The organism is Xylophilus sp. PBN-3R, from assembly GCF_057747805.1.
The window spans coordinates 2,495,805-2,521,844 of record NZ_CM173225.1 but is presented as its reverse complement, the minus strand read 5'-3'; the positions used below and the strand labels follow the sequence as shown (position 1 = coordinate 2,521,844).

The 26,040-nt window shown below is 65.4% G+C and carries 21 protein-coding genes; 19 read left to right on the top strand and 2 right to left on the bottom strand.

What is annotated here, in order from left to right; translation table 11 throughout:
• Positions 1-3: 3 nt before the first annotated feature.
• From AC3ANW_RS11970 to AC3ANW_RS11940, 7 genes are all read left to right on the top strand, one after another.
• Positions 4-474, top strand: a complete 471-nt coding sequence (locus AC3ANW_RS11970) for a molybdenum cofactor biosynthesis protein MoaE (RefSeq protein WP_488341069.1) — start codon at positions 4-6, stop codon at positions 472-474.
• A gap of 423 nt (positions 475-897) precedes the next feature.
• Positions 898-3,087 (top strand): PAS domain-containing protein, encoded by a 2,190-nt coding sequence (locus tag AC3ANW_RS11965; protein WP_488341068.1) that lies wholly within the window; start codon positions 898-900, stop codon positions 3,085-3,087.
• Between the two features lie 203 nt (positions 3,088-3,290).
• Complete coding sequence (locus AC3ANW_RS11960; protein ID WP_488341067.1) at positions 3,291-6,158, top strand: 2-oxoglutarate dehydrogenase E1 component; 2,868 nt, start codon at positions 3,291-3,293, stop codon at positions 6,156-6,158.
• Positions 6,159-6,211: 53 nt separating this feature from the next.
• Positions 6,212-7,477 (top strand): 2-oxoglutarate dehydrogenase complex dihydrolipoyllysine-residue succinyltransferase, encoded by a 1,266-nt coding sequence (odhB, locus tag AC3ANW_RS11955; RefSeq protein WP_488341066.1) that lies wholly within the window; start codon positions 6,212-6,214, stop codon positions 7,475-7,477.
• Positions 7,478-7,571: 94 nt separating this feature from the next.
• Positions 7,572-8,999 (top strand): dihydrolipoyl dehydrogenase, encoded by a 1,428-nt coding sequence (gene lpdA, locus AC3ANW_RS11950; RefSeq protein ID WP_488341065.1) that lies wholly within the window; start codon positions 7,572-7,574, stop codon positions 8,997-8,999.
• Between the two features lie 4 nt (positions 9,000-9,003).
• Positions 9,004-10,104 (top strand): cell division protein ZapE, encoded by a 1,101-nt coding sequence (gene zapE, locus AC3ANW_RS11945; protein WP_488341064.1) that lies wholly within the window; start codon positions 9,004-9,006, stop codon positions 10,102-10,104.
• Positions 10,101-10,835, top strand: a complete 735-nt coding sequence (locus AC3ANW_RS11940) for a hypothetical protein (RefSeq protein WP_488341063.1) — start codon at positions 10,101-10,103, stop codon at positions 10,833-10,835. The genes zapE and AC3ANW_RS11940 overlap by 4 nt, the downstream gene beginning before the upstream one ends.
• A 28-nt stretch (positions 10,836-10,863) precedes the next feature.
• Here AC3ANW_RS11940 and AC3ANW_RS11935 read toward each other — a convergent pair whose 3' ends face one another.
• Positions 10,864-11,643, bottom strand: coding sequence for a PP2C family protein-serine/threonine phosphatase (locus AC3ANW_RS11935; RefSeq protein ID WP_488341062.1), 780 nt, complete (start codon positions 11,641-11,643; stop codon positions 10,864-10,866).
• 138 nt (positions 11,644-11,781) lie between these two features.
• On the opposite strand from AC3ANW_RS11935, the gene yoaA reads away from it, so the two are divergent.
• Entirely contained in the window at positions 11,782-13,866 is a 2,085-nt protein-coding gene (yoaA, locus tag AC3ANW_RS11930) for a DNA repair helicase YoaA (RefSeq protein ID WP_488341061.1), read from the top strand.
• Between the two features lie 22 nt (positions 13,867-13,888).
• Here the strand turns inward: yoaA and AC3ANW_RS11925 are convergent, their stop codons facing one another.
• Positions 13,889-14,725 carry an outer membrane protein assembly factor BamD gene (locus AC3ANW_RS11925; protein WP_488341060.1) on the bottom strand — a complete coding sequence of 279 codons (837 nt, stop codon included), beginning with the start codon at positions 14,723-14,725 and terminating at the stop codon, positions 13,889-13,891.
• 13 nt (positions 14,726-14,738) lie between these two features.
• On the opposite strand from AC3ANW_RS11925, the gene AC3ANW_RS11920 reads away from it, so the two are divergent.
• The 11 genes from AC3ANW_RS11920 (at position 14,739) to bamB (ending at position 26,020) form a co-directional block, all read left to right on the top strand.
• A complete protein-coding gene (locus tag AC3ANW_RS11920) occupies positions 14,739-15,809 on the top strand; it encodes an RluA family pseudouridine synthase (RefSeq protein ID WP_488341059.1) in 1,071 nt (356 codons plus the stop codon).
• Positions 15,810-15,979: 170 nt separating this feature from the next.
• Complete coding sequence (scpB, locus tag AC3ANW_RS11915) at positions 15,980-16,729, top strand: SMC-Scp complex subunit ScpB (protein WP_488341058.1); 750 nt, start codon at positions 15,980-15,982, stop codon at positions 16,727-16,729.
• Entirely contained in the window at positions 16,722-17,969 is a 1,248-nt protein-coding gene (locus AC3ANW_RS11910) for a pseudouridine synthase (RefSeq protein WP_488341057.1), read from the top strand. The genes scpB and AC3ANW_RS11910 overlap by 8 nt, the downstream gene beginning before the upstream one ends.
• Before the next feature lie 99 nt (positions 17,970-18,068).
• Positions 18,069-18,494 (top strand): nucleoside-diphosphate kinase, encoded by a 426-nt coding sequence (ndk, locus tag AC3ANW_RS11905; protein ID WP_488341056.1) that lies wholly within the window; start codon positions 18,069-18,071, stop codon positions 18,492-18,494.
• Positions 18,495-18,510: 16 nt separating this feature from the next.
• The gene (gene rlmN / locus AC3ANW_RS11900; protein ID WP_488341055.1) at positions 18,511-19,656 is read left to right on the top strand and encodes a dual-specificity RNA methyltransferase RlmN; all 1,146 of its coding nucleotides are present in this window, start codon (positions 18,511-18,513) and stop codon (positions 19,654-19,656) included.
• A gap of 4 nt (positions 19,657-19,660) precedes the next feature.
• On the top strand, positions 19,661-20,512 hold the full coding sequence (gene pilW, locus AC3ANW_RS11895; RefSeq protein ID WP_488341054.1) for a type IV pilus biogenesis/stability protein PilW: 852 nt from the start codon (positions 19,661-19,663) through the stop codon (positions 20,510-20,512).
• On the top strand, positions 20,505-21,473 hold the full coding sequence (locus tag AC3ANW_RS11890; protein WP_488341053.1) for a RodZ domain-containing protein: 969 nt from the start codon (positions 20,505-20,507) through the stop codon (positions 21,471-21,473). The genes pilW and AC3ANW_RS11890 overlap by 8 nt, the downstream gene beginning before the upstream one ends.
• A 5-nt stretch (positions 21,474-21,478) precedes the next feature.
• Positions 21,479-22,786 (top strand): flavodoxin-dependent (E)-4-hydroxy-3-methylbut-2-enyl-diphosphate synthase, encoded by a 1,308-nt coding sequence (ispG, locus tag AC3ANW_RS11885; protein WP_488341052.1) that lies wholly within the window; start codon positions 21,479-21,481, stop codon positions 22,784-22,786.
• 87 nt (positions 22,787-22,873) lie between these two features.
• Positions 22,874-24,133, top strand: a complete 1,260-nt coding sequence (gene hisS, locus AC3ANW_RS11880) for a histidine--tRNA ligase (protein ID WP_488345414.1) — start codon at positions 22,874-22,876, stop codon at positions 24,131-24,133.
• 25 nt (positions 24,134-24,158) lie between these two features.
• Positions 24,159-24,845, top strand: coding sequence for a YfgM family protein (locus tag AC3ANW_RS11875; RefSeq protein WP_488341051.1), 687 nt, complete (start codon positions 24,159-24,161; stop codon positions 24,843-24,845).
• Between the two features lie 83 nt (positions 24,846-24,928).
• Positions 24,929-26,020: an outer membrane protein assembly factor BamB gene (gene bamB / locus AC3ANW_RS11870; protein ID WP_488345413.1), complete on the top strand. Its 1,092-nt coding sequence runs from the start codon at positions 24,929-24,931 to the stop codon at positions 26,018-26,020.
• Positions 26,021-26,040 lie beyond the last annotated feature (20 nt).

Here is a 26,040-nt window from a genome sequence, read left to right as displayed (position 1 = left end):
TCCATGACCCGTGCGCGCGTATCCATCCAGTCCGACGATTTCGATCTTTCCGCTGAAATTACCCGGTTGCGCGCCGGCGACGGCGGTGTGGGCGCCATCTGCAGTTTCGTCGGCACCGTGCGTGACCGCAGCGACGGGCTGAAGGTGACTGCGATGGAGCTGGAGCATTACCCCGGCATGACCGAGAAATCGATCGAAGCCATGATCGACGCGGCCCACCAGCGCTTCGACATCCGCGCAGCGCGGGTGGTCCACCGCATCGGCCCGCTGATGCCGCAGGACCAGATCGTGCTGGTGGCGGTCAGTTCGGCGCACCGCGGCCAGTCGTTCCAGGCCTGCGAATTCCTGATGGACTACCTCAAGACCGCAGCGCCGTTCTGGAAAAAGGAAAGCACACCTGATGGTGCCCGATGGGTCGATGCACGGGTGTCCGACGACGCTGCCATGGCGCGCTGGGGCCTGGCCAAGCCCTGACCCGAAATGCTGCCCAGCAGGGGCCGTGGCAGTTATTTGCGCTGCAAGGGCCGGCGTGGTCGGATGGCGAGGCGGTTTCGTCCATCACCAGCTTGTGGGCGGTGAAAAGTCCGTACCCGGCGCGCAGCAGGTTCGGGGCGACGATTCGAACGGTCGGCCTGCCATCTTCGTTGTCTCAATCGACTGCTTCGCCATGGGGCGCGCAGGCATGTCGCCGGTGCAGACGAAACGGGTCATGCCGGCCTTCATTCAGAGCCACGCTGCTGCCCTGGTCGAGAACTGCGCCGCAAGGGCACCCTTGCCTTGGACCCGTTAGTAAGGGGCCGGGAAGGCGCTTGGGCATCCCTGCGATTGTCACTTTTCTCCCGTTCCTGGCGGCAGTTGCTACTGTTTCTACAATGCGCAATCCCTGGAGTTTTCCGCGTGCAGAACCTGAATTTCGCAGCCCTTTTCGAGCTATCGCCCAATCCTTATCTGGTGCTGTCGCCGGACTTCCGCATCCTGGGCGCCAATCAGGCCTATCTGGACGTGACCGGTCGAGTGATGGAGCAGTTGCGAGGGCGTTCGATTTTCGACGCGTTCCCCAGCACCGAGGACGGCACAGAGGATGAAAGCACGGTGATGCTGCGCGAGTCGCTGCAACGCGCCGTGGCACAGCGGCGGCGTGATGCGCTGCCGCTCATCCGCTACGGCATCTGGCGGGAAACGCCGCACGGCAAGGTCTTCGAGGAGCGTTTCTGGAGCGCGACCCACACACCGATGCTCGACGAAAACGGCGAGGTGCGCTACCTGCTTCAGCACACCGAGGACGTCTCCGAGCTGCAGCGGCTGCGCGCCCTTCAGCGGCGCCAGGACGAGGCCGATTCCGTGGTTCTCGAATCCCGTGTGCTGCAGCGGGCCGAATCGGTACAGGAACGCAACCGGGCGCTGACCGAGGAAGCGGGCGACCTGCGCCAGCTGTTCGAGCAGGCGCCGGGATTCATCTGCGTGCTGCGGGGGCCGCAGCTTGTCTACGAAATGGCCAACGAGGCCTACCTGGCGCTGATTGGCCGACGCGACATCGTCGGTCGCCCGCGGCATGAGGTGCTGCCGGAGCTTGTGGGGCAGGGCGTGAATGTCATGCTGGCCCGGATCTTCGAGAGCGGTGAACGTTTTACCGCCCGCGCATACCCGATGCGGCTGCAACGCATGCCCGATGCGCCGCTGGAGGAACGTTTCGTCGACCTGCTTTACCAGCCGGTTTTCGACGACGGAGGCACGGTTTCCGGCATCTTCGTGCAGGGGCACGACGTCACCGAGCAGTGCCTGGCCCAGCAGGAGCTGCAGCGTCACCGCGACCAGCTCGAATTCCTCATCGTCGAGCGCACCAGCGCCCTGCAGCGCAGCGAAGCGGAGCGCCGGGTGGCCGAACATGCGCTGCTGCAGTCGCAGAAGATGGAAGCGCTCGGCAAACTGACCGGCGGGGTGGCCCACGACTTCAACAACGTGCTGCAGGTGATCGCCGGCAATCTGCAGCTGCTGGGCCGCGTGTTTCAGAACGACGAAGCCGGAACCCGCCGCGTGCAGGCCGCGCTGGCCGGCGTCGACCGCGGGGCGCGGCTGGCATCGCACCTGCTGGCGTTTGCACGCAAACAGCCGTTGGCGCCGGTGGTCGTCAATGTAGGCCGTCTGGTGCGCGAGATGGACGACATGCTCCGGCGGGCGCTCGGTGCGTCGGTCGAGCTCGAAACCGTGGTCGGCGGCGGGCTGTGGAACAGCCTGGTCGATCCGGCCTTCCTGGAAAATGCACTGCTGAACCTGGCCATCAATGCGCGTGATGCCATGGCCGGCAACGGTCGCCTGACCATCGAGGCCGGTAACGCCAGCCTGGACGACGACTACGCCGCCCAGCATAGCGAGGTGACGCCGGGGCAATACGTGATGATCGCCGTCTCCGACACCGGCGCCGGCATGAGCGCGCAGGTGATGGAGCGGGCCTTCGAGCCTTTCTTCACCACCAAGGCGGACGGCCTGGGCACCGGGCTCGGGCTGTCGATGGTCTACGGATTCATCAAGCAGAGCGAGGGCCACGTAAAGATCTACAGCGAACCCGGTCACGGCACCACCATCCGGATGTATCTGCCGCGCTCGATGGCCGCCGAGCCTGCCATGGCCGCGGCCCGTACGGAATTCGACATGCTGGGCGGCACCGAGACCATCCTGGTGGTGGAAGACGACGCGCAGGTGCGCGAATCGGTGGTCGAGACGCTGAGCGGCCTGGGTTATCGCGTGCTGAAGGCGGCCGACGCCCAGAGCGCGCTGACCGTGCTCGAAAGCGGCGTACCGGTCGAAATGCTGTTTACCGACGTGGTGATGCCCGGCCCCCTGCGCAGCCCCGAACTGGCGCGACGCGCGCGGGTGCTGCAGCCCGACATCGAGGTGCTGTTCACCTCGGGCTACACCGAGAATGCCATCGTGCACGGCGGCCGTCTGGACGCCGGCGTGGCCTTGCTGAGCAAACCCTATCGCCAGGAACAGCTGGTCGACAAGATCCGCCACATGCTCAACAACCGCGAGCAGGTGGTGCAGCTGCGGCTTGAACTCCAGCGCGTGGCAGACACCCGGAAACCGTGACGCCCAAGCAGGCAGGGGTCGCCGTGTTGTTTCGTAACCCTTGTCTCACCGCTCTTCAGGTCATATGTAAGTGTTCAGTGGCACAATGCCGCCCGTACCAAGGCCCCTTCCAGCCACAGTCGCATCCGCCAATCGGTTCAGCCGTGTCGCGGAAGGTTTCAAACCAGCTAAGGTTTTCCAGAGGAAAACGAAAGTAGCGCCCCATGAGTGAGACATCGGTCTACAACGCCTATCAAGGCAACACCTACCTCTTCGGCGGCAACGCGCCGTATGTCGAGGAGATGTACGAAAACTACCTTGCCAACCCCGGCAGCGTGCCCGACAACTGGCGCGATTACTTCGACGCGCTGCAGCATGTGCCAGCCGCCGACGGCAGTGATTCCCGAGACGTTCCCCATCTTCCCGTCGTCAATGCCTTCGCCGAGCGCGCAAAGCAGGGCGGCACCCGTGTGGTGGTGGCCAGTGGCGCGGACTCTGAACTCGGTCGCAAGCGCACCGCGGTCCAGCAGCTGATCGCCGCTTACCGCAATGTCGGTGTTCGCTGGGCCGACCTGGACCCGCTGAAGCGCACCGAGCGCCCCGCCATCCCCGAACTCGAACCTTCCTTCTACGGCTTCTCCGACGCCGACCAGGAAACGGTCTTCAACACCAGCAACACCTTCTTCGGCAAGGACACCATGTCCCTGCGCGACCTGCTGAACGCACTGCGTGAAACGTATTGCGGCACGGTCGGCGCGGAGTACATGCACACCACCGACCAGAACCAGAAGCGCTGGTGGCAGACCAAGCTGGAAACCAGCCGTGCCAAGCCCAGCTACAACGTCGAGCAGAAGAAACACATCCTCGGCCGCCTGACCGCCGCCGAAGGCCTGGAGCGTTTCCTCCACACCAAGTACGTCGGCCAGAAGCGTTTCTCGCTGGAAGGCGGCGAAAGCTTCATCGCCTCGATGGACGCGCTGATCCAGGACGCCGGCGCCAAGGGCGTGCAGGAAATCGTCATCGGCATGGCCCACCGCGGCCGCCTGAACGTGCTGGTCAACTCGCTGGGCAAGCTGCCCGCCGACCTGTTCGCCGAGTTCGACCACACCGCCCCCGAAGACCTGCCTTCCGGCGACGTGAAGTACCACCAGGGCTTCAGCTCGGACGTGAGCACCGCCGGCGGCCCGGTCCACCTGTCGCTGGCCTTCAACCCTTCCCACCTGGAAATCGTCAACCCGGTGGTCGAAGGTTCGGTGCGCGCCCGCATGGACCGCCGTGGCGACCCCGAAGGCAAGCAGGTGCTGCCGGTGCTGGTGCACGGCGACGCCGCCTTCGCCGGCCAGGGCGTCATCATGGAAACGCTGGCGCTGGCCGAAACCCGCGGTTATCACACTGGCGGCACGGTCCACATCGTCATCAACAACCAGATCGGCTTCACCACCAGCGATCCGCGCGACAGCCGCTCGACGCTGTATTGCACCGACATCGTCAAGATGATCGAGGCACCGGTGCTGCACGTGAACGGCGACGACCCTGAAGCCGTCGTCATGGCGACCCAGCTGGCATTGGAATTCCGCATGGAATTCGCCAAGGACGTCGTCATCGACATCATCTGTTTCCGCAAGCTGGGACACAACGAGCAGGACACGCCGTCGCTCACCCAGCCGTTGATGTACAAGAAGATCGCTGCCCACCCCGGCACCCGTCGCATGTACGCCGACAAGCTGGCCGCGCAAGGCCTGGGCGACACGCTGGGCGACGACATGTCGAAGGCCTACCGTGCAGCCATGGAAGCCGGCAAACACACCATCGACCCGGTGCTGACCAACTTCAAGGGCAAATACGCGGTGGACTGGAGCCCGTACCTGGGCAAGAAGTGGACCGACGCCGGCGAAACCGCCATCCCTCAAAGCGAGTGGAAGCGCCTGGCCGAGAAGGTCACCGCGATCCCCGCCAGCGTCACTCCGCACCAGCTGGTCAAGAAGGTGTACGACGACCGCGCAGCCATGGGACGTGGCGACGTCAACGTCGACTGGGGCATGGGCGAAACCATGGCTTACGCTTCGCTCGTCGCTTCGGGTTACCCGATCCGCCTGTCGGGCGAAGACTGCGGCCGAGGCACCTTCACGCACCGCCATTCGGTCATCCATGACCAGAACCGCGAGAAGTTCGACGTCGGCACCTACGTGCCGCTGAACAACGTGGCCGACAACCAGGCCCCGTTCGTCGTGATCGACTCGATCCTGTCAGAAGAAGCCGTGCTGGGCTTCGAATACGGCTATGCGTCGAACGACCCGAACACCCTGGTGATCTGGGAAGCCCAGTTCGGCGACTTCGCCAACGGTGCGCAGGTCGTCATCGACCAGTTCATCGCCTCGGGCGAAGTGAAGTGGGGCCGCGTCAACGGCCTGACGCTGATGCTGCCGCACGGCTACGAAGGCCAGGGTCCGGAGCACAGTTCGGCTCGCCTCGAGCGCTTCATGCAGCTGTCGGCCGACACCAACATGCAGGTGGTGCAGCCCACCACCGCCAGCCAGATCTTCCACTTGCTGCGTCGCCAGATGGTGCGCAACCTGCGCAAGCCGCTGATCATCATGACGCCCAAGTCGCTGCTGCGGAACAAGGACGCCACCTCGCCGGTGTCCGAGTTCACCAACGGCAGCTTCCGCACCGTCATCGCGGAAAGCAAGGAATTGAAGGCCGACAAGGTCAAGCGTGTGGTGGTCTGTTCCGGCAAGGTCTACTACGACCTGGCCAAGCAGCGCGAACTCAAGGGCCATGACGACACCGCCATCCTGCGTGTCGAGCAGCTCTACCCGTTCCCGCACAAGGCTTTTGCCGCCGAGCTGAAGAAGTACCCCAACGCGACCGACATCGTGTGGACGCAGGACGAGCCGCAGAACCAGGGCGCCTGGTTCTTCGTGCAGCACTACATCCACGAGAACATGCTCGACGGCCAGAAGCTGGGTTATTCCGGCCGTGCCGCCTCCGCATCGCCGGCAGTGGGTTACTCGCATCTGCACCAGGAGCAGCAGAAGGCCCTGGTCGAAGGTGCGTTTTCCAAGCTCAAGGGCTTTGTGCTGACCAAGTAAGAGCAGCGGGGCCCAGGGCCCCGCCCATTCGAAGAAACATCCGAAAGAATCCCATGGCCATTTTTGAAGTCAAAGTCCCAGAGTTGTCCGAGTCCGTGGCTGAAGCCACCATGCTCAACTGGAAGAAGAAGGTCGGTGAGTCGGTGACCGCCGACGAAATCCTGATCGAGATCGAAACCGACAAGGTCGTGCTCGAAGTGCCGGCGCCTTCGTCCGGCGTGCTGACCGAACTGGTGGTGGGCGACGGCGGCACCGTGGTTTCCGGCCAGGTCATCGCCAAGATCGACAGCGCCGCTTCGGCTTCCGCCGCACCGGCCGCTGCTCCTCCGGCACCGGCCGCCGCAGCACCCGCGCCCGCAGCAGCACCGGCTGCTGCCGCCGCCGCCACCGGTGGTGCCAAGTCCGATGTCGCCATGCCTGCCGCAGCCAAGCTGCTGGCAGACAACAACCTGTCGACCGGCGATGTGTCCGGCTCCGGCAAGGACGGCCGTGTCACCAAGGGCGACGTGCTGTCGGCCGTGGCTTCCGGCACCAAGCCCGCCGCTGCACCTGCACCCGCTCCTGCTGCCAAGCCAGCGCTGGCGCAAGTCGCCTCGCCAAAGTCCGCTGACCTGGGCGAGCGTCCTGAACAGCGCGTGCCGATGAGCCGCCTGCGCGCCCGCATCGCCGAGCGCCTGCTGCAATCGCAGTCGACCAACGCCATCCTGACCACCTTCAACGAAGTCAACATGGCTCCGGTGATGGAGCTGCGCAAGCGCTTCCAGGACAACTTCACCAAGACCCACGGCGTGAAGCTGGGCTTCATGTCCTTCTTCGTCAAGGCCGCGGTCGACGCGCTGAAGAAATACCCGGTGCTGAACGCCTCGGTCGATGGCAACGACATCCTGTACCACGGCTATTTCGACATCGGCATCGCCGTCGGTTCGCCACGCGGCCTGGTGGTGCCCATCCTGCGCAATGCCGACCAGATGAGCTTCGCCGACATCGAGAAGAAGATCGCCGAATTCGGCAAGAAGGCGCAGGAAGGCAAGCTGGGCATCGACGACATGACCGGCGGTACCTTCTCCATCTCCAACGGCGGCACCTTCGGCTCGATGATGTCCACTCCCATCATCAACCCGCCGCAGTCGGCCATCCTGGGCGTGCACGCCACCAAGGACCGCGCTGTCGTCGAAAACGGCCAGATCGTCATCCGCCCGATGAACTACCTGGCGATGTCCTATGACCACCGCATCATCGACGGCCGCGAAGCCGTGCTGGGCCTGGTCGCGATGAAGGATGCGCTGGAAGATCCTTCGCGCCTCTTGTTCGACATCTAAGCAGCCAACCCTGGGCCCCGCGCCGTATCGCCAGCCGCAGCGCTCGCGTTACGTGACCCGGGGCCTTGTCACATCGGTCATCCAAGGAATTCTCATGTCCCAACAATTCGACGTCATCGTCATCGGCGGCGGCCCCGGCGGCTATATCGCGGCCATCCGTGCTGCACAACTCGGCTTCAAGGTCGCGGCCGTCGACGAGTGGAAGAACGCGGCAGGCGGTCCCGCACCCGGCGGCACCTGCACCAACGTCGGCTGCATTCCGTCCAAGGCACTGCTGCAATCGTCCGAGCACTTCGAGTTCTCGCACAAGCACCTTGCCGAACACGGCGTAAAGGTGTCCGGCGTCGAGCTCGACCTGCCGACGCTCATCGGCCGCAAGGACACCGTCGTCAAGCAGAACAACGACGGCATCCTGTACCTGTTCAAGAAGAACAAGATCAGCTTTTTCCACGGTCGTGCTTCGTTCGTGAAAGCCGCAGACGGCGGCTACGAGATCGCTGTCGCCGGCGACAAGCCCGAGACCCTGGTCGCCAAGCAGGTGGTGGTGGCCACCGGCTCCAACGCCCGTGCTTTGCCCGGCACCCCGTTCGACGAAGTCAACGTGCTGTCCAACGATGGCGCGCTGCGCCTGGGCGCCGTGCCCAAGAAGCTGGCGCTTATCGGCTCCGGTGTCATCGGCCTCGAAATGGGTTCGGTGTGGCGACGCCTGGGTGCCGAAGTGACCATCCTGGAAGGCCTTCCCACTTTCCTGGGCGCGGTCGACCAGCAGGTCGCCAAGGAAGCCAAGAAGGCTTTCGATAAACAAGGCCTGAAGATCAACCTCGGCGTGAAGGTCGGCGAAATCAAGGCATCGGAAGCCGGCGTTTCCATCGCCTACACCGACGCCAAGGGCGAAGCCCAGACGCTGGATGCAGACAAGCTCATCGTTTCCATCGGCCGTGTGCCCAACACCATCGGCCTGAACCCCGAAGCCGTCGGCCTGAAGCTGGACGAGCGCGGTGCCATCGTGGTCGATGACGAGTGCAAGACCAACCTGCCGGGCGTGTGGGCCATCGGTGACGTGGTTCGCGGCCCGATGCTGGCGCACAAGGCCGAGGAAGAAGGCGTGGCGGTTGCCGAACGCATGGCGGGCCGGCACGGTCACGTCAACTTCAACACCGTGCCATGGGTCATCTACACCAGCCCCGAGATCGCCTGGGTCGGCAAGACCGAAGAACAGCTCAAGGCCGACGGCGTGGCCTACAAGGCGGGTTCGTTCCCCTTCCTGGCCAACGGCCGCGCCCGCGCGCTGGGCGACACCACCGGCTTCGTCAAGTTCATCGCCGATGCGACCACGGACGAAATCCTGGGCGTGCACATCGTCGGCCCGTCGGCGAGCGAACTGATTTCCGAAGCCGTCGTGGCGATGGAGTTCAAGGCCAGCGCCGAAGACATCGCCCGCATCTGCCACGCCCACCCGTCGCTGTCGGAAGCGACCAAGGAAGCAGCCCTGGCAGTCGACAAACGCACGCTGAACTTCTAAGCCGGTGAACGTCCGCGAAGCCTACGAGGCTGAACTAAAGCAACGGGGCTTCGTGGCCGACCAGGCCCAGCTGCGCGCCGTCGAGGCGCTGCAACGCTGTGCCGACGAATGGACCGCCTTCGAGAACAAGCGGTCCAGCACGCTGCGCCGGCTGTTCGGTGGCAAACCGGATATTCCGCGTGGCGTGTACATGTACGGCGGGGTGGGGCGGGGAAAAAGCTTCCTGATGGATTGCTTCTTCAACGCCGTGCCCATCGAACGCAAGGTGCGGCTGCATTTCCATGAGTTCATGCGGGAAGTGCACCGCGAGCTGGTCGGCTTGCAGGGCACGGTGAATCCGCTGGACGAGCTCGGCAAACGCATGGCCGAGCGCTACCAGCTGATCTGCTTCGACGAATTCCACGTCGCGGACATCACCGACGCGATGATCCTGCACCGGCTGCTGGTCGCGCTGTTCGACAACAGGGTGGGTTTTGTCACCACGTCCAATTTCAAGCCGGACGGGCTCTACCCGGACGGCCTGCACCGCGACCGCATATTGCCGGCCATCGCACTGCTGAACGAGCGCATGGAAGTAGTCAACGTCGACAACGGCACCGACTACCGCCGACGAACGCTCGAAAAACTCAAGCTCTATCTCACTCCGCTGGGTCCCGAGACGGATGCGGAGATGAACCAGGCGTTCGACCATATCGCCGAGACCCACGACGAGAGTCCGGTGATGACCATCGAGGCACGCCAGATCGAGGCGAGGCGCAAGGCCGGTGGCGTGGTGTGGTTCGACTTCCGCACACTCTGCGGTGGCCCGCGCTCCCAGAACGACTACCTGGAAATCGCCACCCAGTTCCATACGGTGCTGCTGTCCAACGTGCCGCACATGCCTGTGAACATGGCGTCGGAAGCGCGGCGTTTTACCTGGCTGATCGACGTGTTGTATGACCGTCGGGTGAAATTCATCATGTCGGCTGCCGTGCCGCCGGAAGAGCTCTATACCGAAGGCCCGCTGTCGCACGAGTTCCCGCGGACCGTGTCGCGGCTGACCGAGATGCAGTCGGCCGAATTTCTGGCCCTCGAGCGCCGGCTCGTCGATACTGCAATCACATGAAAGTCCCGTTTTTCTCTGCGAAAACCATGTGGTTCGCCCTGGCGCTCGGCACGCTGGCCGCCGGCTGCACTCATACGCCTTTACCGGAAATCCCGACCGGCATCCGACCGCGCGCCGCACCACTCGAGCCCGAAGTGGTGAGCCAGCTCGCAGCGCAAATCGAAGCCGACCGGACCCGTGTCACCGCTCTCCAGTCGGCTGAAGAGGCCGGCTGTTATCAGCGTTTTGCGGTGTCGGACTGCCTGCTCGAAGTGCGGGCGCGTTACCGGCCCCAGCTGACGGAACTCAATCATCGCGACATCGATGTCCGGGCGGGCGACCGCGAGCGCCACGAACAGGAGCGCCAGGCACGCATGGAAGAACAAAGAGTGACGTCGTTGCAGGACCAGGCGCGCGCACAACAGCGGGCCGAATCGAACGCACCCGGCAAACGCCAGGCCGAGGCGGACCAGCGCAATGCCGACCGTGCCGCCGCCGCCCCCGGCAACGCCGCCCGGGCCCAGGCCAACCGCAGCAGCGCCCAGCAATCGCAGCAGAAGGCGCTGGCAGACCAGGCCCAGCGCGCCGCGGCAGCGCCCGGCGAGCGCGAACAGTACGAGGCCAAACAGCAGGCCGCTGCCGAGCGGCGTGCAGCGCAGGCACGCCGTGCTGCCGAAAGAAAAGACAAGCCGCCGGCGCAGCCGCTGCCGGAGACGCCGTCGGCGCCGTCGCCTACGGTACCCATCCGCTGATCCGGCGGGCAGACCCGCCGGCGCTTGCTCAGCGAAGGGCCGGCGTTTCGTTTTCCGGCGGCTCCATGCGGACCACCGCGAGCGACAGGTTGTCGCCACCGCCGCGGGCACGGCGGCGTGCGCCGGACACCAGCGCCTGCGCGGCGTCACGTGGCGGCAGGTCGAACAGGGCCGCGCCCATCTCGAAGTTGTCGAAGTAATGCCACAGGCCGTCGCTGCAGGCCATGACGCAGTCGCCGGGTTGCAACTGGGCGATGCTGTGCTGGCTGAGCGGTGGTTCGTCCGGTGTGCCGAGGCAGCTCGCCAGGATGTTGGACTTGGGATGGGTGCGGGCTTCTTCTTCGGTGATCTCGCCCTTGTCGACCAGGCCCTGCACATAGGAATGATCGCTGGTGCGTTTCACCAGGTTGCGGCCGCGGAAGTGATAGATGCGTGAGTCGCCAGCATGCAGCCAGTGGCAGTCGCCGCGCGGATTGACCAGGAACGCGGCCACCGTGCTGTGGGGCTCCTGTTCGGCCGATATGGCGATGAGGCCGATCACCAGGTGGGCTTCCTCCGCCATGCGTTTGAGCAGGGCCGGTGCGTCGTCCTGATAGGGCACGTAGGCATCGAACAGCTGTTGCGCGGTGAGGATGACCTGGTCGGAAGCCTTTCGACCGCCGCTGCGGCCGCCCATGCCGTCCGCCACGACGCCGAGCAGGCAACCGTTGAAGCGCGGATGCGACAGCAGTGCGACGCGATCTTGCTGATAAGCACGATCGCCCTGGTGGGTGCCGGTGGCACCGGTAAGTCGGAAGTGGGATGACATGAAGAGAGGCGCGGCGGACCGCAGCAGACTTTATCATCGGCGACGCTGCTTTCCGGCACGCCGTTTCCCCATGTGTATTTATCGTCTTCGTGTCCGCCTGGTCGCGGTGCGCCCCACGGCCTGCAAGCCGCATTCCTCGTGATTTTCGAACCCTCTGCAGACGGCTCCGGCCTGGTGGCCGCCGTAGCCGACGCCTTTGCTCCGGACGGCTGGCTTTCGCGCGCCGCCGACCAGTTTCGTCCGCGTGAAGGCCAGCGCGACATGGCGCTCGCCGTGGCCGAAACCATTCGCGACGGTGGTGTGCTGGTGGTCGAGGCGGGCACCGGCGTCGGCAAGACCTTTTCGTACCTCGTGCCGGCCTTGCTCAGCGGCGAGAAGGTGTTGTTTTCCACCGCCACCAAAACCCTGCAGGACCAGCTTTTCAGCCGCGACCTGCCGCGCCTGGTGGCGGCGATGGGCCTGCCGCTGCGCACCGCCTTGCTCAAGGGCCGCGGCAGCTACCTTTGCCAACAGAGGCTGGAGGTCGCGCGCCAGGGCGATGCCGGTGGCGACCGCACCGTCGAGCGCATCCTGGCCCGCGTCGAGCAATGGGCGCAGGCCACCCGGACCGGTGACCTGGTGGAGATGCCCGGCCTGGACGAACGTTCGCTGGTCATGCCGCTCATCACCTCGACTCGCGATAACTGCCTGGGTGCGCAATGCCCGCAATTTCGCAGCTGCCATGTGAACGTCGCCCGTCGCGATGCGCTGGCCGCCGATGTGGTGGTGATCAACCATCACCTTTTCTTCGCGGACCTGGCGGTGCGCGAATCCGGCATGGCCGAGTTGCTGCCGTCGGTACGGGTGGCGGTATTCGACGAGGCGCACCAGCTCAACGAAACGGGCGTGCAGTTTCTGGGCCTGCAGATGGGCAGCGCGCAGGTGGTCGATTTCGGCCGCGACATGCTGGCCACCGGCCTGCAGCTGGCGCGCGGCCTGATCGACTGGCCGGTGTTCGTTGGCGCCATCGAACGCGCAGGGCGCGACCTGCGGCTGGCCGCGGGGCAGGCCTTCCCGGGCAGCAAGTTGCGCTGGACGGGCGTCGAGCCCGAAGGGGTCGACGGCACTGCCTGGGCGTCGGCGCTGGCGCAGATCGACGGGGCGCTTGCAGCTGCGCAGGAAGCGCTCGAGACTGCCAGCGAAATGTCGCCCGACTTCAAGCGCCTTCATGAGCGGGCGGCCGAACTGCGTCGCCGCGTCGCCGTGTTTGCCGGTCCTTGCACCGAGGGCTCGGTCCGCTGGGCGGATGTCACGGCGCAACATCTGCGGCTGGTCGAGTCACCGCTGGACATCGCGCAGTCGGTGCGTGAGCGTCTGCTGGCGCCGCCTGCGGATGAAAACCAGTCGGGAGCCGAATCCAAGGCCCGGCCGCGAGCCTGGATATTCACGTCTGCGACGCTCGGCGACGACCCGCAACTGAGCTGGTTCACCGAGCCCTGCGGCCTGCAGGACGCACGGATATTGAAAGTCGAAAGCCCGTTCGACTACGCGGTCCAGGCGTCCATCTACGTGCCGCCCCACCTCCCGAAGCCTTCCGATCCCAACCACGGGCCGGCGCTGGCGCGCATGGTGGCCGGCGCGGTCGAAACCCTGGGCGGCCGGACGCTGGTGCTGACCACGACGCTGCGCGCCCTGCGCACCGTCGGCGAAGCCTTGCAGAAGCACTTCGGTCCTAAGGGCGCTGTCGAGGTGCTGGTGCAGGGACAGGGCACCAAAAGCATGCTGCTCGACCGTTTCAGGGAGGGCGACACGCGTGGCCGGCCGGGCTGCGTGCTGGTGGCCTCGGCTTCGTTCTGGGAGGGTGTCGACGTGCCGGGCGAAGCGCTGCAGCTGGTGGTGATCGACAAGCTGCCGTTTCCGCCGCCCAACGATCCGCTGGTGGAAGCCCGTGCCCAGCGACTGGAGCAGCTGGGGCGAAGCGCCTTCAAGGATTACTTCGTGCCCGAAGCCGCAGTGGCCTTGAAGCAGGGCGCGGGCCGACTGATCCGCCGGGAGGACGATCGCGGCATCCTGGTGGTGGGCGATACCCGGCTGACCGGCATGCCTTATGGCCGGCGGCTGTTGGCCGGCTTGCCACCGATGCGCCTGCTGGCCAGCCAGCATGAATTCGAGTGGGCGCTGAGCGCATTGGGCGGGCCGCCACCACCCGAGCCGGCCACCGACTTCGGCGACTACGACTGGTAGCCTGCGCGATTTGCTGGCTGGGTCACCAGAGCTTCCACCACGGGTCGCTGGCCTTCTGGAAGCCGTTGGCGACGTAGGCGCTTTGCGGATAGTTGGCCGCCATCACACGTTTGGTGTCGTCACGCAGATCGTTCATGCCGAGCTTGTCGTAGGACTGCATGAGGATGTACAGGGCTTCTTCGATGGCCGGCACACCGGTGTAGCCGGCGATGGCGATCTGCGAACGGTTGATGGCCGCCACATAGGCGCCGCGGCTGTAGTAGTAACGGGCGACGTGCACTTCGTACTGCGCCAGCGAGTTGACGATGTATGTCATGCGCTGGCGGCCGTCGGGCGTGTACTTCGAATCCGGGTAGCGGGTGACCAGCTGATTGAAGCTCTCGAACGAATCCTTGGCCGCCTTCTGGTCGCGCTCCGACAGGTCCTGGCGCGAGATGAAGGAGAACAGGCCAAGGTCGTCGTTGAAGGTGACCAGGCCTTTCAGGTAGTAGGCGTAATCGAGTGCAGGGCTGGCGGGGTGGAGCTTGATGAACCGGTCCAGCGTGGCGGTGGCCTGGGCTTGCTGGCCGCCCTTGTATTGGGCGTAAGCCTTTTCGAGCTCGGCCTGCTGAGCCAGTGGCGTGCCGGCGGCGCGGCCTTCGAGCTTTTCGTACAGCGGCACGGCCTTGTCGTAATTGGCCGACGCGGCCTCGTCCTTGGCTTCCGAGTAGATCTTGTTCGGGCTCCAGCCCGCGGTCTGGTCGTCCGCCGTCGATGCGCAGCCGACCAGGCCTGCGACCAGGGTTGCCGCACCGATCACCGCGATCTGGCGGGTAAGGCGAGCGCTGTTGCGCAACGACGATAATTTCACTTGACGCATGACAGGCAACCTCTTGAGAAAAACCTCCGGGATTATATCGGCGCACCCCACGCCCTCCGACACCGACGCCACGCCCGACGTGGAATTGGCGGCGGACATCGACCATGATCACGACGCAGACGCCGAACCGGCAGACGCCGTCAGCGAATCGCGGGATTTCATGGTTCCGGTCGAGCTGCACGGCGAACGGCTCGACCGTGCCCTGACCGTCGCCGCACCCGAGTTCTCGCGCAGTTATCTGCAGCAGCGCATCGCGGCCGGCGACATCCAGAACAACGGAGCCGTGGTCACCAAGGCGTCGGGCAAGGTGCGCGCCCGCGACCGCCTGCAGATCGACCTCCGGCCGTCGCCGCAAAGCCAGGCCTTTCTGCCGGAAGCGATGGACCTCGACATCGTCTACGAAGACGAGGATCTGCTGGTGGTGAACAAGCCGGCCGGCCTGGTGGTGCATCCGGCGCCGGGCAACTGGCGCGGCACCTTGCTCAACGGCCTGCTGGCGCGTGATTCCGCGGCCACCATGCTGCCGCGTGCGGGCATCGTGCATCGGCTCGACAAGGACACCAGCGGACTGATGGTCGTGGCGCGTACCCGCCGTGCGATGGATGCGCTGGTGGAGGCCATCGCGGTGCGCGAGGTCAGCCGCCAGTACCTGGCGCTGGCCCATCGTCCCTGGGTGGGGCACGGCGAACGCGAAGTCGATTCGCCCATCGGCCGCGATCCGCGCAACCGCTTGCGCATGTCGGTGGTCGACCTGGCGCGGAATTCCGGCAAGACGGCAAACACCCGTTTCCACTTGCTGGAGAACGCCGAGGAAGGCTGCTGGCTGCAATGTGTGCTGGGCACCGGCCGTACCCATCAGATCCGGGTGCACTTGGCTTCCATCGGTCATCCCCTGCTGGGCGACGCCCTGTATGGCGGCGCGCCGGCGGCCGGCATGACACGCCAGGCCCTGCATGCCTTCCGCCTCGCTTTCTCCCATCCGGTCGACGGACGGGAGCTGGCTTTCGAGGTGGCGCCGCCGGCCGACATGCTGACTGCGCTGGATGCGTGGGGCCTCGCTTACAATCCGCCACAGCCCGCCTGAGGCCGCCCCGCCTCGGGGCCTTGCGGGCGCGGCTCATCGCCGTTTCGGTTCGCAGTGCGCGCCGTCTCCGGCCCTTCGGCCAGTCGCGTTGAATCGAACACGTGCTTGGCCAGCGGCAGCCACAGGCTGCCATCCCGTTGTGATAACGCCACCCGAAAGCGCCCCGACCCATGAATACGTCGGATGCGAAACGCATCCTCGAAACCGCCCTGATCTGCTCGCCTCAGCCATTGCCGCTACGCGAGCTTCGCCTGCTGTTCGCCGACAGCCTGGGTGCCGACACGGTGCGCCAGTTGCTGGAAGACCTGCAGGCCGACTGGACACAGCGCGGCGTCGAGCTCGTGCAGGTGGCGACGGGCTGGCGCTTCCAGAGCCGGCCGCACATGCGCGAATTCCTGGACCGGCTGCATCCTGAGAAGCCGCCGCGCTACAGCCGTGCGACGCTCGAAACCCTGGCCATCATCGCCTACCGCCAGCCGGTCACCCGGGGCGACATGGAAGACATCCGCGGCGTGGTGGTCAACAGCCTGATCGTCAAGCAGCTCGAGGACCGTGGCTGGATCGAGGTGATCGGCCACAAGGAAACCGTCGGCCGGCCGGCACTGTTCGCCACCACCAAGCAATTTCTGGACGACTTGGGGCTTGCCTCGCTCGACCAGTTGCCGCTGGCCGACGGTGCCGCCGCAGAAAAGGCCCTGCGCGCCGCATTGGCGGAGCAGGGCGACAACCTCTTGCAAGGTAGCCTGTCGATCGATGACCTGCCGCCTGAAATCCCGGCGGCGCCGGACGCTTCTGTCGGGTCGGGTACGCCCGCCGTGGAAGCGCCGGACGCTCCCGTTTTTGAACTTACGTCCCCGTCCGCTCCCGAACCAGCGGCAACCGCCGAAGACGGCGACGACTCCAAGGCCTCCCATGAATGACTCCATTCCCGAAGACGACCGGCCGCAGGGCGACGCGCCCGCAACGGCCGCGCAACCCTCCGCCGGGACACTGGCCGAGGCCATCCGTTTCGATGACGTCGTATCCGGCGCATTCGATGTCGATGCCGAAGAGCTGCCGGACGATGCAGAGGCTGCACCGGCCAAGCGGGTGCTGCAGCCGCAGCAGGATTCGCCCAAGCTGCACAAGGTGCTGGCCCAGGCCGGCCTGGGCTCTCGCCTCGAGATGGAAGCCTTGATCGCCGAAGGCCGCATCCACGTCAACAACGAACCGGCCCACGTCGGCCAGCGTATTCAGTACGGCGACCAGATCAAGGTCAACGGCAAGCCGGTGCGGGTGCGCATCGAGCCGCCGCCGCCGCGGATCATCGCTTACCACAAGCCGGCCGGCGAAGTGGTGACCCACGAGGATCCGCAAAACCGCCCGACCGTGTTCCGCCGCCTGCCGCGCCTGCGCGAAGGCAAATGGCAGTCCGTAGGCCGACTGGACCTGAACACCGAAGGCCTGCTGCTGCTGACCAGTTCCGGCGAGATAGCCAACCGCCTGATGCATCCGCGTTTCGGCCTGGAGCGCGAATACGCGGTGCGGGTGCTTGGCGCGCTCAGCAACGAGGAAAAACAGAAGCTGCTCGACGGCGTGCGCCTGGAAGACGGCATGGCGCAATTCGGCTCCATCGAAAACGGTGGCGGCGAAGGCGCCAACACCTGGTACCGGGTGACCATTTCCGAAGGCCGCAACCGTGAAGTGCGCCGCATGCTCGAAGCCGTGGGCCATGCGGTCAGCCGCCTGATCCGCATCCGTTACGGCGCAATGATGCTGCCGCGCGGCCTGAAGCGCGGCTCCTTCATGGAGCTCGACGAACGCGACATCGCCTCGCTGATGGAGGCCGCCGGCATGCCGCGCGAGCCCCGTGTCGAAAAGCCGGTGACGACAGGTCGGCGCGAGGGCGGTGGCCGCGCACCGGCTCCGAGCCGCATCTTCGGGGCGTTCGGCAAGGGCGGCAGCGCCGGGGCAGGGCAGGGTGCCGGCATGCGTCCGGCAGGCCCGAAAGGTGGCTACAAGAATGCCGCGCGGGTCGAGGCGGCCCGAAACGAGAAGGGTGACGGCCAGCCGGATCCGCTCAAGACTTCGGTCGGGTACATCGGCAGCGACAGCCTGAAACGCCAGCGCGAAGAGCAAAAACGCGCCAAGCCGGCGGGTCCGCGTGGCCGTGGCCGCTGAGGTCATGAAAGGGGCTTGACGCCCAGGCTAAAATAGCGGGTTTTGCCGAGTTGGCAAAATTCATTCCAGCATCCAGAACCATCCACATCCAGGAAAAACATGGCAATCGAACGCACTCTCTCCATCATCAAGCCCGACGCCGTTGCAAAGAACGTCATCGGCCAGATCGTTTCCCGTTTCGAAGCCGCCGGCCTGAAGGTCGTCGCTGCCCGCCTGACCCAGCTGTCGCAAGCCGAAGCTGAAGCCTTCTACGCCGTGCACGCTGCACGCCCCTTCTTCAAGGACCTGGTCAGCTTCATGATCTCCGGCCCGGTGTTCGTGCAAGCCCTCGAAGGCGAAGGCGCGATCCTGAAGAACCGCGACCTGATGGGCGCCACCGACCCGAAGAAGGCCGACAAGGGCACCATCCGCGCCGACTTCGCCGACAGCATCGACGCCAACGCCGTCCACGGTTCCGACGCAGCTGAAACCGCTGCCCAGGAAATCGCCTTCTTCTTCCCGTCCATGGGCATCTACAGCCGCTAAGCGGTTGTCGCACCGAATGAACAATCTCGTCAATCTGCTCGAATTCGATCTCGACGGGTTGGCCGCGTTCTGCGAGCAACTGGGCGAGAGGCGCTTCCGCGCCACCCAGTTGTTCCGCTGGATCCACCAGCGCGGTGCCTCCGATTTCTCCGCGATGAGCGACCTCGCAAAGTCGCTCCGCGAAAAACTTCCGGGCATCGCCGAAGTGCGGGCCCTGCCGGTCGTGGCCGAACATGTGTCCACCGACGGCACCGTCAAATGGCTGTTCGACGTGGGTGACGGCAATGCGGTCGAAACCGTGTTCATCCCCGAAGACGACCGCGGCACCTTGTGCATTTCGTCGCAGGCCGGCTGCGCGGTCAACTGCCGTTTCTGCTCTACCGGGCACCAGGGCTTCAGCCGCAACCTGACCACAGCCGAGATCACCGGCCAGCTCTGGTATGCCGAGCACGCGTTGCGCAAGCGCCTGGGCCGTACCGATCGTGTGGTTTCCAATGTCGTGATGATGGGCATGGGCGAACCCCTGCAGAACTACACGGCCCTGGTGCCGTCGCTTCGCACCATGCTCGACGACCATGCCTACGGCATGTCGCGCCGTCGTGTCACGGTGTCGACCTCGGGTGTGGTCCCCATGATGGATCGCCTGGGGCAGGACTGCCCGGTGGCGCTCGCCGTGTCGCTGCATGCGCCCATCGATTCGCTGCGTGACAACCTGGTGCCACTGAACCGTAAATACCCGATAGCCGAACTGCTGGACGCCTGCAGTCGTTATCTGGAGTTCGCACCGCGCGACTTCATCACCTTCGAGTACTGCATGCTCGACGGCGTGAACGACCTGCCCGAACATGCCGACCGCCTGGCCGCCCTGGTCAAGGAACACGGCAAGGGCGCGGGCCTGTCCTGCAAGTTCAACCTGATTCCATTCAATCCCTTCCCCGAGTCAGGCCTCAAGCGTTCGCCGCGCGAACGGGTGGTGGCATTTGCCAAGCGGCTTAGCGACCACGGCATCATCACCACCGTCCGCAAGACCCGCGGCGACGACATCGACGCTGCGTGCGGCCAGTTGGCCGGCGACGTCAAGGATCGCACCCGGGTCGGCGAACGCATCGCGCGCCAGCGAACGATCCCCTTGGTGCCGGTCAGCGCCATCCGGGAGTCCTGATTCGATGATCGAACTTTCCAAGCTGCGTTCCCGAATCCTGATGTTGCTGGCCTTGCCGGCGATCTCCGTCGCCCTGCTGTCAGGTTGTGTCAGCCAGAAGGTGACCACCACACAGACTGGTGCAGACATCAGCCGCAGCGAAGTCAGTCGATCCGAGCCGATCACCGCTTCCGACGAGTCACCGGCTCGCCGCCGGGCCCGTATCCGCATCGAACTGGCCTCCGGTTATTTTGAAAGCGACAAAGCCACGGTCGCGCTGGACGAGGTCAAGCAGGCGATCGCCGCCGATCCCGACTACGCACCCGCATACAGCCTGCGTGGGCTGATATACATGCGCCTGGGCGACTACGACCTGGCATCCGAGAGTTTCCGGCGGGCGACCAGCCTCAACCCGCGTGACGCGGACACGCTGCAGAACCACGGCTGGCTGATGTGCCAGCAGAAACGCTACGACGAGGCCGACCGGCTGTTCAGCCAGGCAGCCGCCATGCCGGGCTACGCCAATCGTCCCAAGACGCTGATGACACAAGGCCTCTGCCAGATCCGGGCCGGGCGCACGGCGCAGGCGGAGGCGACACTGCAGGGCGCCTACGAACTCGATCCCGCGAATCCGATCGTCGGCTACACACTCGCCAACATGCAGTTCAAGCACGGCGACATGGTGCGCGCGCGTTTCTATATCCGCCGCGTCAACAACGGTGAATACGCGACATCCGAGTCCCTGTGGCTGGGCATGCGTGTGGAGCGTCGCCTGGGCGACAACGTTGCGCTGGCGCAGCTGGGCGAACAACTGCGCAAACGTTTCCCGCAGTCGCGGGAGGCTGCGTCTTTCGATCGTGGGGCTTTCGATGAGTGAGACGGATCAGGCCGTGGCGGGTGGACATCACGGTGCCGGCGCCGGTGCCATGCTGCGCGCGGCGAGGGAGGCTGCAGGCGTGCACATCGCTTCCCTTGCGGTTGCCCTGAAAGTGCCGGTAGCCAGGCTTGAGGCGCTGGAAGCCGAGCGTTTCGACCTCTTGCCAGACCCGCCTTTCGTTCGGGCGCTGGCCGGCAGCATCTGCCGCGCGCTGAAGATCGATTCCGCACCCGTTCTGGCGCTCTTGCCGCAGAAGGTGCCCGGCCGGCTGACCACGCAGGAAACCAAACCCGACGTTGGAACGTTCCGCACCAGTTCCGCGTCCACGGCCGGCCTGGTCAGCCTGGGCGGCGGCATGCGTCATCCCGTGGTGTGGGTCGTGATCGTGCTGCTGCTGGCCGCAGCCGGCCTGATGTTCGTGCCTTCCGAGCGCCTGGGCGAGTGGATGCAGGCGTTGCATGGTTCGACCTCGTCCGAGGCCGTTCATGAGCCCGTGGGCGGGGTGGGCGACACGCCGCCGGCGCCGACCGAACCACCCGTCGCCGCGGTCGCGCCCATGGGACCCGAATCGAGCCGTGGCGCTTCTGCGGACGCGGGCAAGGCCGATTCTTCGTCAGCACTGGTGCTGGCGCCTTCGCCCAATGTCGCGACAGGCGGGCCGACGGCCGCGGCGGCGCCGGCTGCCGCCACTGCTGCGGCAGCACCGGTCGATGCGCCGGCCGCTGGTGGCCTGCTCACTTTCGAAGCCACCGATTCGTCCTGGGTGCGTGTCACCGACAGCCGTGGCGCTACCGTTTTCGAAAAAATCATCAAACCCGGATCACCTCTGAACGCTACCGGAACTCCGCCGCTGACAGTAGTGGTCGGTAACGCCCGCGCCACCACGGTGCAGGTGCGCGGACAGGCGTTCGACCTGGGCACGATCACCCGTAACAACGTAGCCCGTTTCGAGGTCAAGTGACCGCCATGTCCGATCTTTCATCCGATTCCTTTTCCTCCTTCGCCGATGCGACCCCGATCGAGGTGGCGCATCCGCCGCCGCGTCGTTCGCGCCAGGCAGAGGTCACCTGGGGCCCGCGTGTGGTCACCGTCGGCGGCAATGCGCCGGTGCGGGTGCAGTCCATGACCAACACGGACACGGTCGACGCCATCGGCACCGCGATCCAGGTCAAGGATCTGGCCAACGCCGGTTCGGAAATGGTGCGCATCACGGTGAATACGCCGGAAGCTGCAGCCCAGGTTCCCTACATCCGCGAGCAGCTCGACCGCATGGGCATCGACGTGCCGCTGATCGGCGACTTCCACTACAACGGCCACCGGCTGCTGACCGAATATCCGGCCTGTGCCGAGGCACTGTCCAAGTACCGCATCAACCCGGGCAACGTGGGCAAGGGCGACAAGCACGACAAGCAGTTCGGCCAGATGATCGACGCGGCATTGCGCTGGAACAAACCGGTGCGTATCGGCGTGAACTGGGGCAGCCTCGACCAGGAACTCCTCGCCTCGCTGATGGACGAGAACAGCCGCCGCGCACGCCCCTGGGAAGCTCGTCAGGTGATGTACGAAGCGCTCATCACCTCGGCCATCGACTCCGCAAAACTGGCCGAGCGCATGGGCATGGACGGCAAGCAGGTGATCCTGTCGTGCAAGGTCAGCGGCGTGCGGGACCTGGTTTCCGTCTACCGCGAACTCGCGCGCCGCTGCGACTACCCGCTGCACCTGGGCCTGACCGAAGCGGGCATGGGCACCAAAGGCACGGTGGCGTCGACCGCGGCGCTGTCCGTGCTTCTGCAGGAGGGAATCGGCGACACCATCCGTGTGTCGCTGACACCGCAGCCAGGCGAGGCCCGCACCCAGGAAGTGGTGGTTGCCAATGAAATTCTGCAGGCTGTCGGTCTGCGTGTCTTCGTGCCGAGCGTGACGGCCTGCCCTGGTTGCGGTCGCACCACCAGCAGCACCTTCCAGGAACTGGCCAAGCAGATCGACGACTTCCTGCGCATGCAGATGCCGGTGTGGCGCAAGACCTATCCGGGCGTCGAAGGCCTGAAGGTCGCGGTGATGGGCTGCATCGTCAATGGCCCCGGCGAAAGCAAACATGCCGACATCGGCATCAGCCTGCCGGGTACGGGCGAAGCACCGGCCGCTCCGGTCTTCATCGACGGCGAGAAGGCCCTGACCCTGCGGGGCGAGAACATCGCCTCCGAATTCCAGCAGCTCGTCGAGCGCTATATCGAAAAACGCTTCGGCAATCCGTCCACCGTGGCGGCAGTCTGATCTCTGAACATGTCTGAAAACAAGATTGCCGCGACAGCGGCCGGCGGCCCTGCGGCCAAGGTTTCCCGGTTGGCGGGAGTCAAGGGCATGAACGACATCCTGCCGCCGGATTCGGCGCGGTGGGAATGGTTCGAAGCCAAGGTTCGCGACCTGATGGCGCGTTATGCATTTCGTAATATCCGCACCCCCATCGTCGAGCCGACCGCGCTTTTTGTGCGCGGCACCGGCCAGACCACCGACATCGTCGAAAAGGAGATGTACTCCTTCCAGGATCGGCTGAATGGTGAGGAACTCACGCTGCGCCCCGAAAACACGCCCGGCGTGGTGCGCGCCGCCATCGAGCAGAACCTGACCTACGACGGCGGCAAGCGTCTCTACTACATCGGCCAGATGTTCCGCCACGAGCGTCCACAGCGTGGTCGTTATCGCCAGTTCCACCAGCTGGGGGTCGAGGCACTGGGTTTCGCCGGTCCGGAGATGGACGCCGAAGTCATGTTGCTGGTGCACACGCTGCTGCAGGAACTGGGTGTGCGTAACGTGCGTGTCGAACTCAACAGCCTGGGGGTGCCGGCCGAGCGGCAAGCCCATCGGGCCGCGCTGATCCAGCATTTCGAGGCACATGCCGACCTGCTCGACGAAGACGCACGCCGTCGCCTGCACACCAATCCGCTGCGCATCCTGGACACCAAGAATCCGGCGATGCAGGAAATGGTCGGCCGGGCGCCGCAGTTGCTGGACTATCTGGGCGATGCGTCGCGCACCCATCTCGAAACCGTGCAGGCGCTGCTCACGGCCTGCGATGTGCCCTGGACGGTCAACCCGCGCCTGGTGCGGGGCCTCGACTATTACTCTCACACGGTTTTCGAATTCATCACCGACGAGCTGGGTTCGCAGGGCACGCTCTGCGGTGGCGGCCGGTACGACGGATTGTTCGAAGTGCTGGGCGGCAAACCCACGCCGGCGGTCGGCTGGGGAATGGGCATCGAACGTGTTCTCGAGCTGGTCGCCACGCAGCAGGCGGCGCTTGCCGCTCCTGCGCTGGATGCCTACGCCGTCATCCCCGACGCTGCCTCCCTGCCTCGGGTCGTGCCTGTGCTGCAGGCGCTGCGCAGGGCCGGCGTATCGGTGCAGATGCATGCCGGTGCGGGCGAGGGAATGGGAAGTTTCAAGTCGCAGTTCAAGAAGGCCGATGCCAGCGGCGCATTTTTCGCGCTGGTTTTCGGAGCAGACGAACTGGCACGTGGCGAAGTCACGGTCAAGTCGCTGCGAGACGGTTCCGGCGCTCAGCGTCTGGAGCGTCTCGATGCGATCGACACGTGGGGCGCCAGCCTACAATCCCGCGCTTAATCAGCGCAGCGAAACCAAGCATTTCATGGCCATTCATCTCGACCTCGAAGAACAAGAACAGCTCGACCAGATCAAGCATCTCTGGGACCGCTGGGGCACCCTCATCACGGGTATCGTGGTGCTGGTCGCCCTGGGCTTCGCCAGCTGGAACGTCTACAACTTCTGGGATCGCCGCCAGGCCGCCCAGTCGGCCGTGCTTTACGACGAAGTCGAACGCGCGGCACAGGCCGGCGACGCCGCCCGCGTCGAGCGCGCCTTCAGCGACATCCGCGAGAAGTTCGGCCGTACCGCCTATGCGCAGCAGGCTGGCCTGGCTGCATCGAAGGTGATGCTCGACAAGGGCAACACCGATGGCGCCAAGGCCGCGCTGGCCTGGGTCGCGGATAAGGGTCGCGACGATGGCCTGCAGGCCATCGCCCACCTCCGCATCGCCGCGATTCTTTTCAATGCGAAGGCATACGACGAGGCGCTTAAACAACTCGATGTGAACCTGCCCCCCGCCTTCGCTCCCCTGGTGGCCGACCGCAGGGGCGACATCCTGGCGCTGCAGGGCAAGAGCACCGAAGCCATTGCTGCGTATTCGACCGCATGGAAGGGCCTGGACGCCCAGTCCGAATATCGCCGCCTGGTGGAAGTCAAACTCAACGCGCTCGGAGTCGATCCGCGCGCTTCCGCGTCCGCCACGGGCGCCGGTACGGAGGCTGTTTCGTGAATCGTGTGACCCTTCCTTCTGCTCTGCGTACGGCCGCCTGGGCCGCCACTGCCGCCGCTGTCCTGGCGGTCAGTGGTTGCTCGATGATGCCTTCGTCGCTGCGCAACGTTTTCGGCGGCACGCCGCCGCCCAAGCCTGCCGAATTGGGGCCGAACATCGTCAAGGTGCCGGTGCGCCAGGCGTGGACTGCCAAGATTCCGGCAGCAGGAGGTTTTTCGCTGTCGCCGCAAGTCAACGGCGACAACGTCAGCCTTGCCAGCGACAACGGAACCGTGGTTTCGATCGACGCCCGCAACGGCCGCGAACTCTGGCGTGCCAGCGCCGGCGGTCCACTTTCGGCTGGTGTCGGCAGTGACGGCACCACCACCGCGGTCATCACGCGGGAAAACGACCTGGTCGCCTTCGCGGGTGGTCGCGAGATCTGGCGCAGCAAGTTGCCCGCCGAGGGCTTTACCACCCCCTTCGTGGCGGGCGAGCGTGTTTTCGTCATGACCGCGGACCGTTCGGTTTCGGCCTACGACGGCAAGACCGGTCAGCGCCTGTGGCAGCAACAACGCACCGGCGAACCGCTGGTGCTGCGCCACGGCGGCGTGCTGCTGGCGGTGGGCGACACGCTGGTGGCAGGTCTGGCAGGCCGCATGGTGGGCCTGAACCCGACCAACGGTTCGGTGCGCTGGGAAGCCCCGGTGGCCGTGACCCGCGGCACCAACGACATCGAGCGCCTGGTCGACCTGGTCGGTCGCACCGCGCGTGACGGCAACATCGTTTGCACCCGTGCGTTCCAGTCCACCGTGGGCTGTGTCGATGCATCGCGCGGCCAGCTGCTTTGGGCACGTCCGGCATCCGGCTTCACCGGGGTGGACGGCGACGAAGCCCGGCTGTACGGCACCGAATCCAACGGCACCGTGGTCGCATGGAATCGCGCCGACGGTGAACGTGCATGGAACGTCGAACGCCTGCGTTATCGCCACCTGAGCGCTCCGCTGGTGCTCGGTCGCTCGGTCGCTTTCGGCGACGAAGCCGGCCTGGTCCACATGCTTTCGCGGGAAGACGGCTCTGCTGTCAACCGCCTCAATACCGATGGCTCCGCCATCACCGTCGCGCCGGTCGTCGTGGGCGACACGCTGGTCGTGGTCACTGCCAATGGCGGTGTCTTCGGCTTCGTTCCCGAATAAGAAAATCACAGGGCTTCAGG

Coding starts and splice junctions, on each gene's coding strand:
- AC3ANW_RS11970 (WP_488341069.1), top strand. CDS start 4: ATGACCCGTGCGCGCGTATCCATCCAGTCCGACGATTTCGATCTTTCC.
- pilW (WP_488341054.1), top strand. CDS start 19,661: ATGATCGAACTTTCCAAGCTGCGTTCCCGAATCCTGATGTTGCTGGCC.
- ispG (WP_488341052.1), top strand. CDS start 21,479: ATGTCCGATCTTTCATCCGATTCCTTTTCCTCCTTCGCCGATGCGACC.
- AC3ANW_RS11925 (WP_488341060.1), bottom strand. CDS start 14,725: ATGCGTCAAGTGAAATTATCGTCGTTGCGCAACAGCGCTCGCCTTACC.
- AC3ANW_RS11890 (WP_488341053.1), top strand. CDS start 20,505: ATGAGTGAGACGGATCAGGCCGTGGCGGGTGGACATCACGGTGCCGGC.
- lpdA (WP_488341065.1), top strand. CDS start 7,572: ATGTCCCAACAATTCGACGTCATCGTCATCGGCGGCGGCCCCGGCGGC.
- hisS (WP_488345414.1), top strand. CDS start 22,874: ATGAACGACATCCTGCCGCCGGATTCGGCGCGGTGGGAATGGTTCGAA.
- ndk (WP_488341056.1), top strand. CDS start 18,069: ATGGCAATCGAACGCACTCTCTCCATCATCAAGCCCGACGCCGTTGCA.
- rlmN (WP_488341055.1), top strand. CDS start 18,511: ATGAACAATCTCGTCAATCTGCTCGAATTCGATCTCGACGGGTTGGCC.
- AC3ANW_RS11910 (WP_488341057.1), top strand. CDS start 16,722: ATGAATGACTCCATTCCCGAAGACGACCGGCCGCAGGGCGACGCGCCC.
- bamB (WP_488345413.1), top strand. CDS start 24,929: ATGATGCCTTCGTCGCTGCGCAACGTTTTCGGCGGCACGCCGCCGCCC.
- AC3ANW_RS11935 (WP_488341062.1), bottom strand. CDS start 11,643: ATGTCATCCCACTTCCGACTTACCGGTGCCACCGGCACCCACCAGGGC.
- scpB (WP_488341058.1), top strand. CDS start 15,980: ATGAATACGTCGGATGCGAAACGCATCCTCGAAACCGCCCTGATCTGC.
- AC3ANW_RS11960 (WP_488341067.1), top strand. CDS start 3,291: ATGAGTGAGACATCGGTCTACAACGCCTATCAAGGCAACACCTACCTC.
- AC3ANW_RS11875 (WP_488341051.1), top strand. CDS start 24,159: ATGGCCATTCATCTCGACCTCGAAGAACAAGAACAGCTCGACCAGATC.
- AC3ANW_RS11940 (WP_488341063.1), top strand. CDS start 10,101: ATGAAAGTCCCGTTTTTCTCTGCGAAAACCATGTGGTTCGCCCTGGCG.
- odhB (WP_488341066.1), top strand. CDS start 6,212: ATGGCCATTTTTGAAGTCAAAGTCCCAGAGTTGTCCGAGTCCGTGGCT.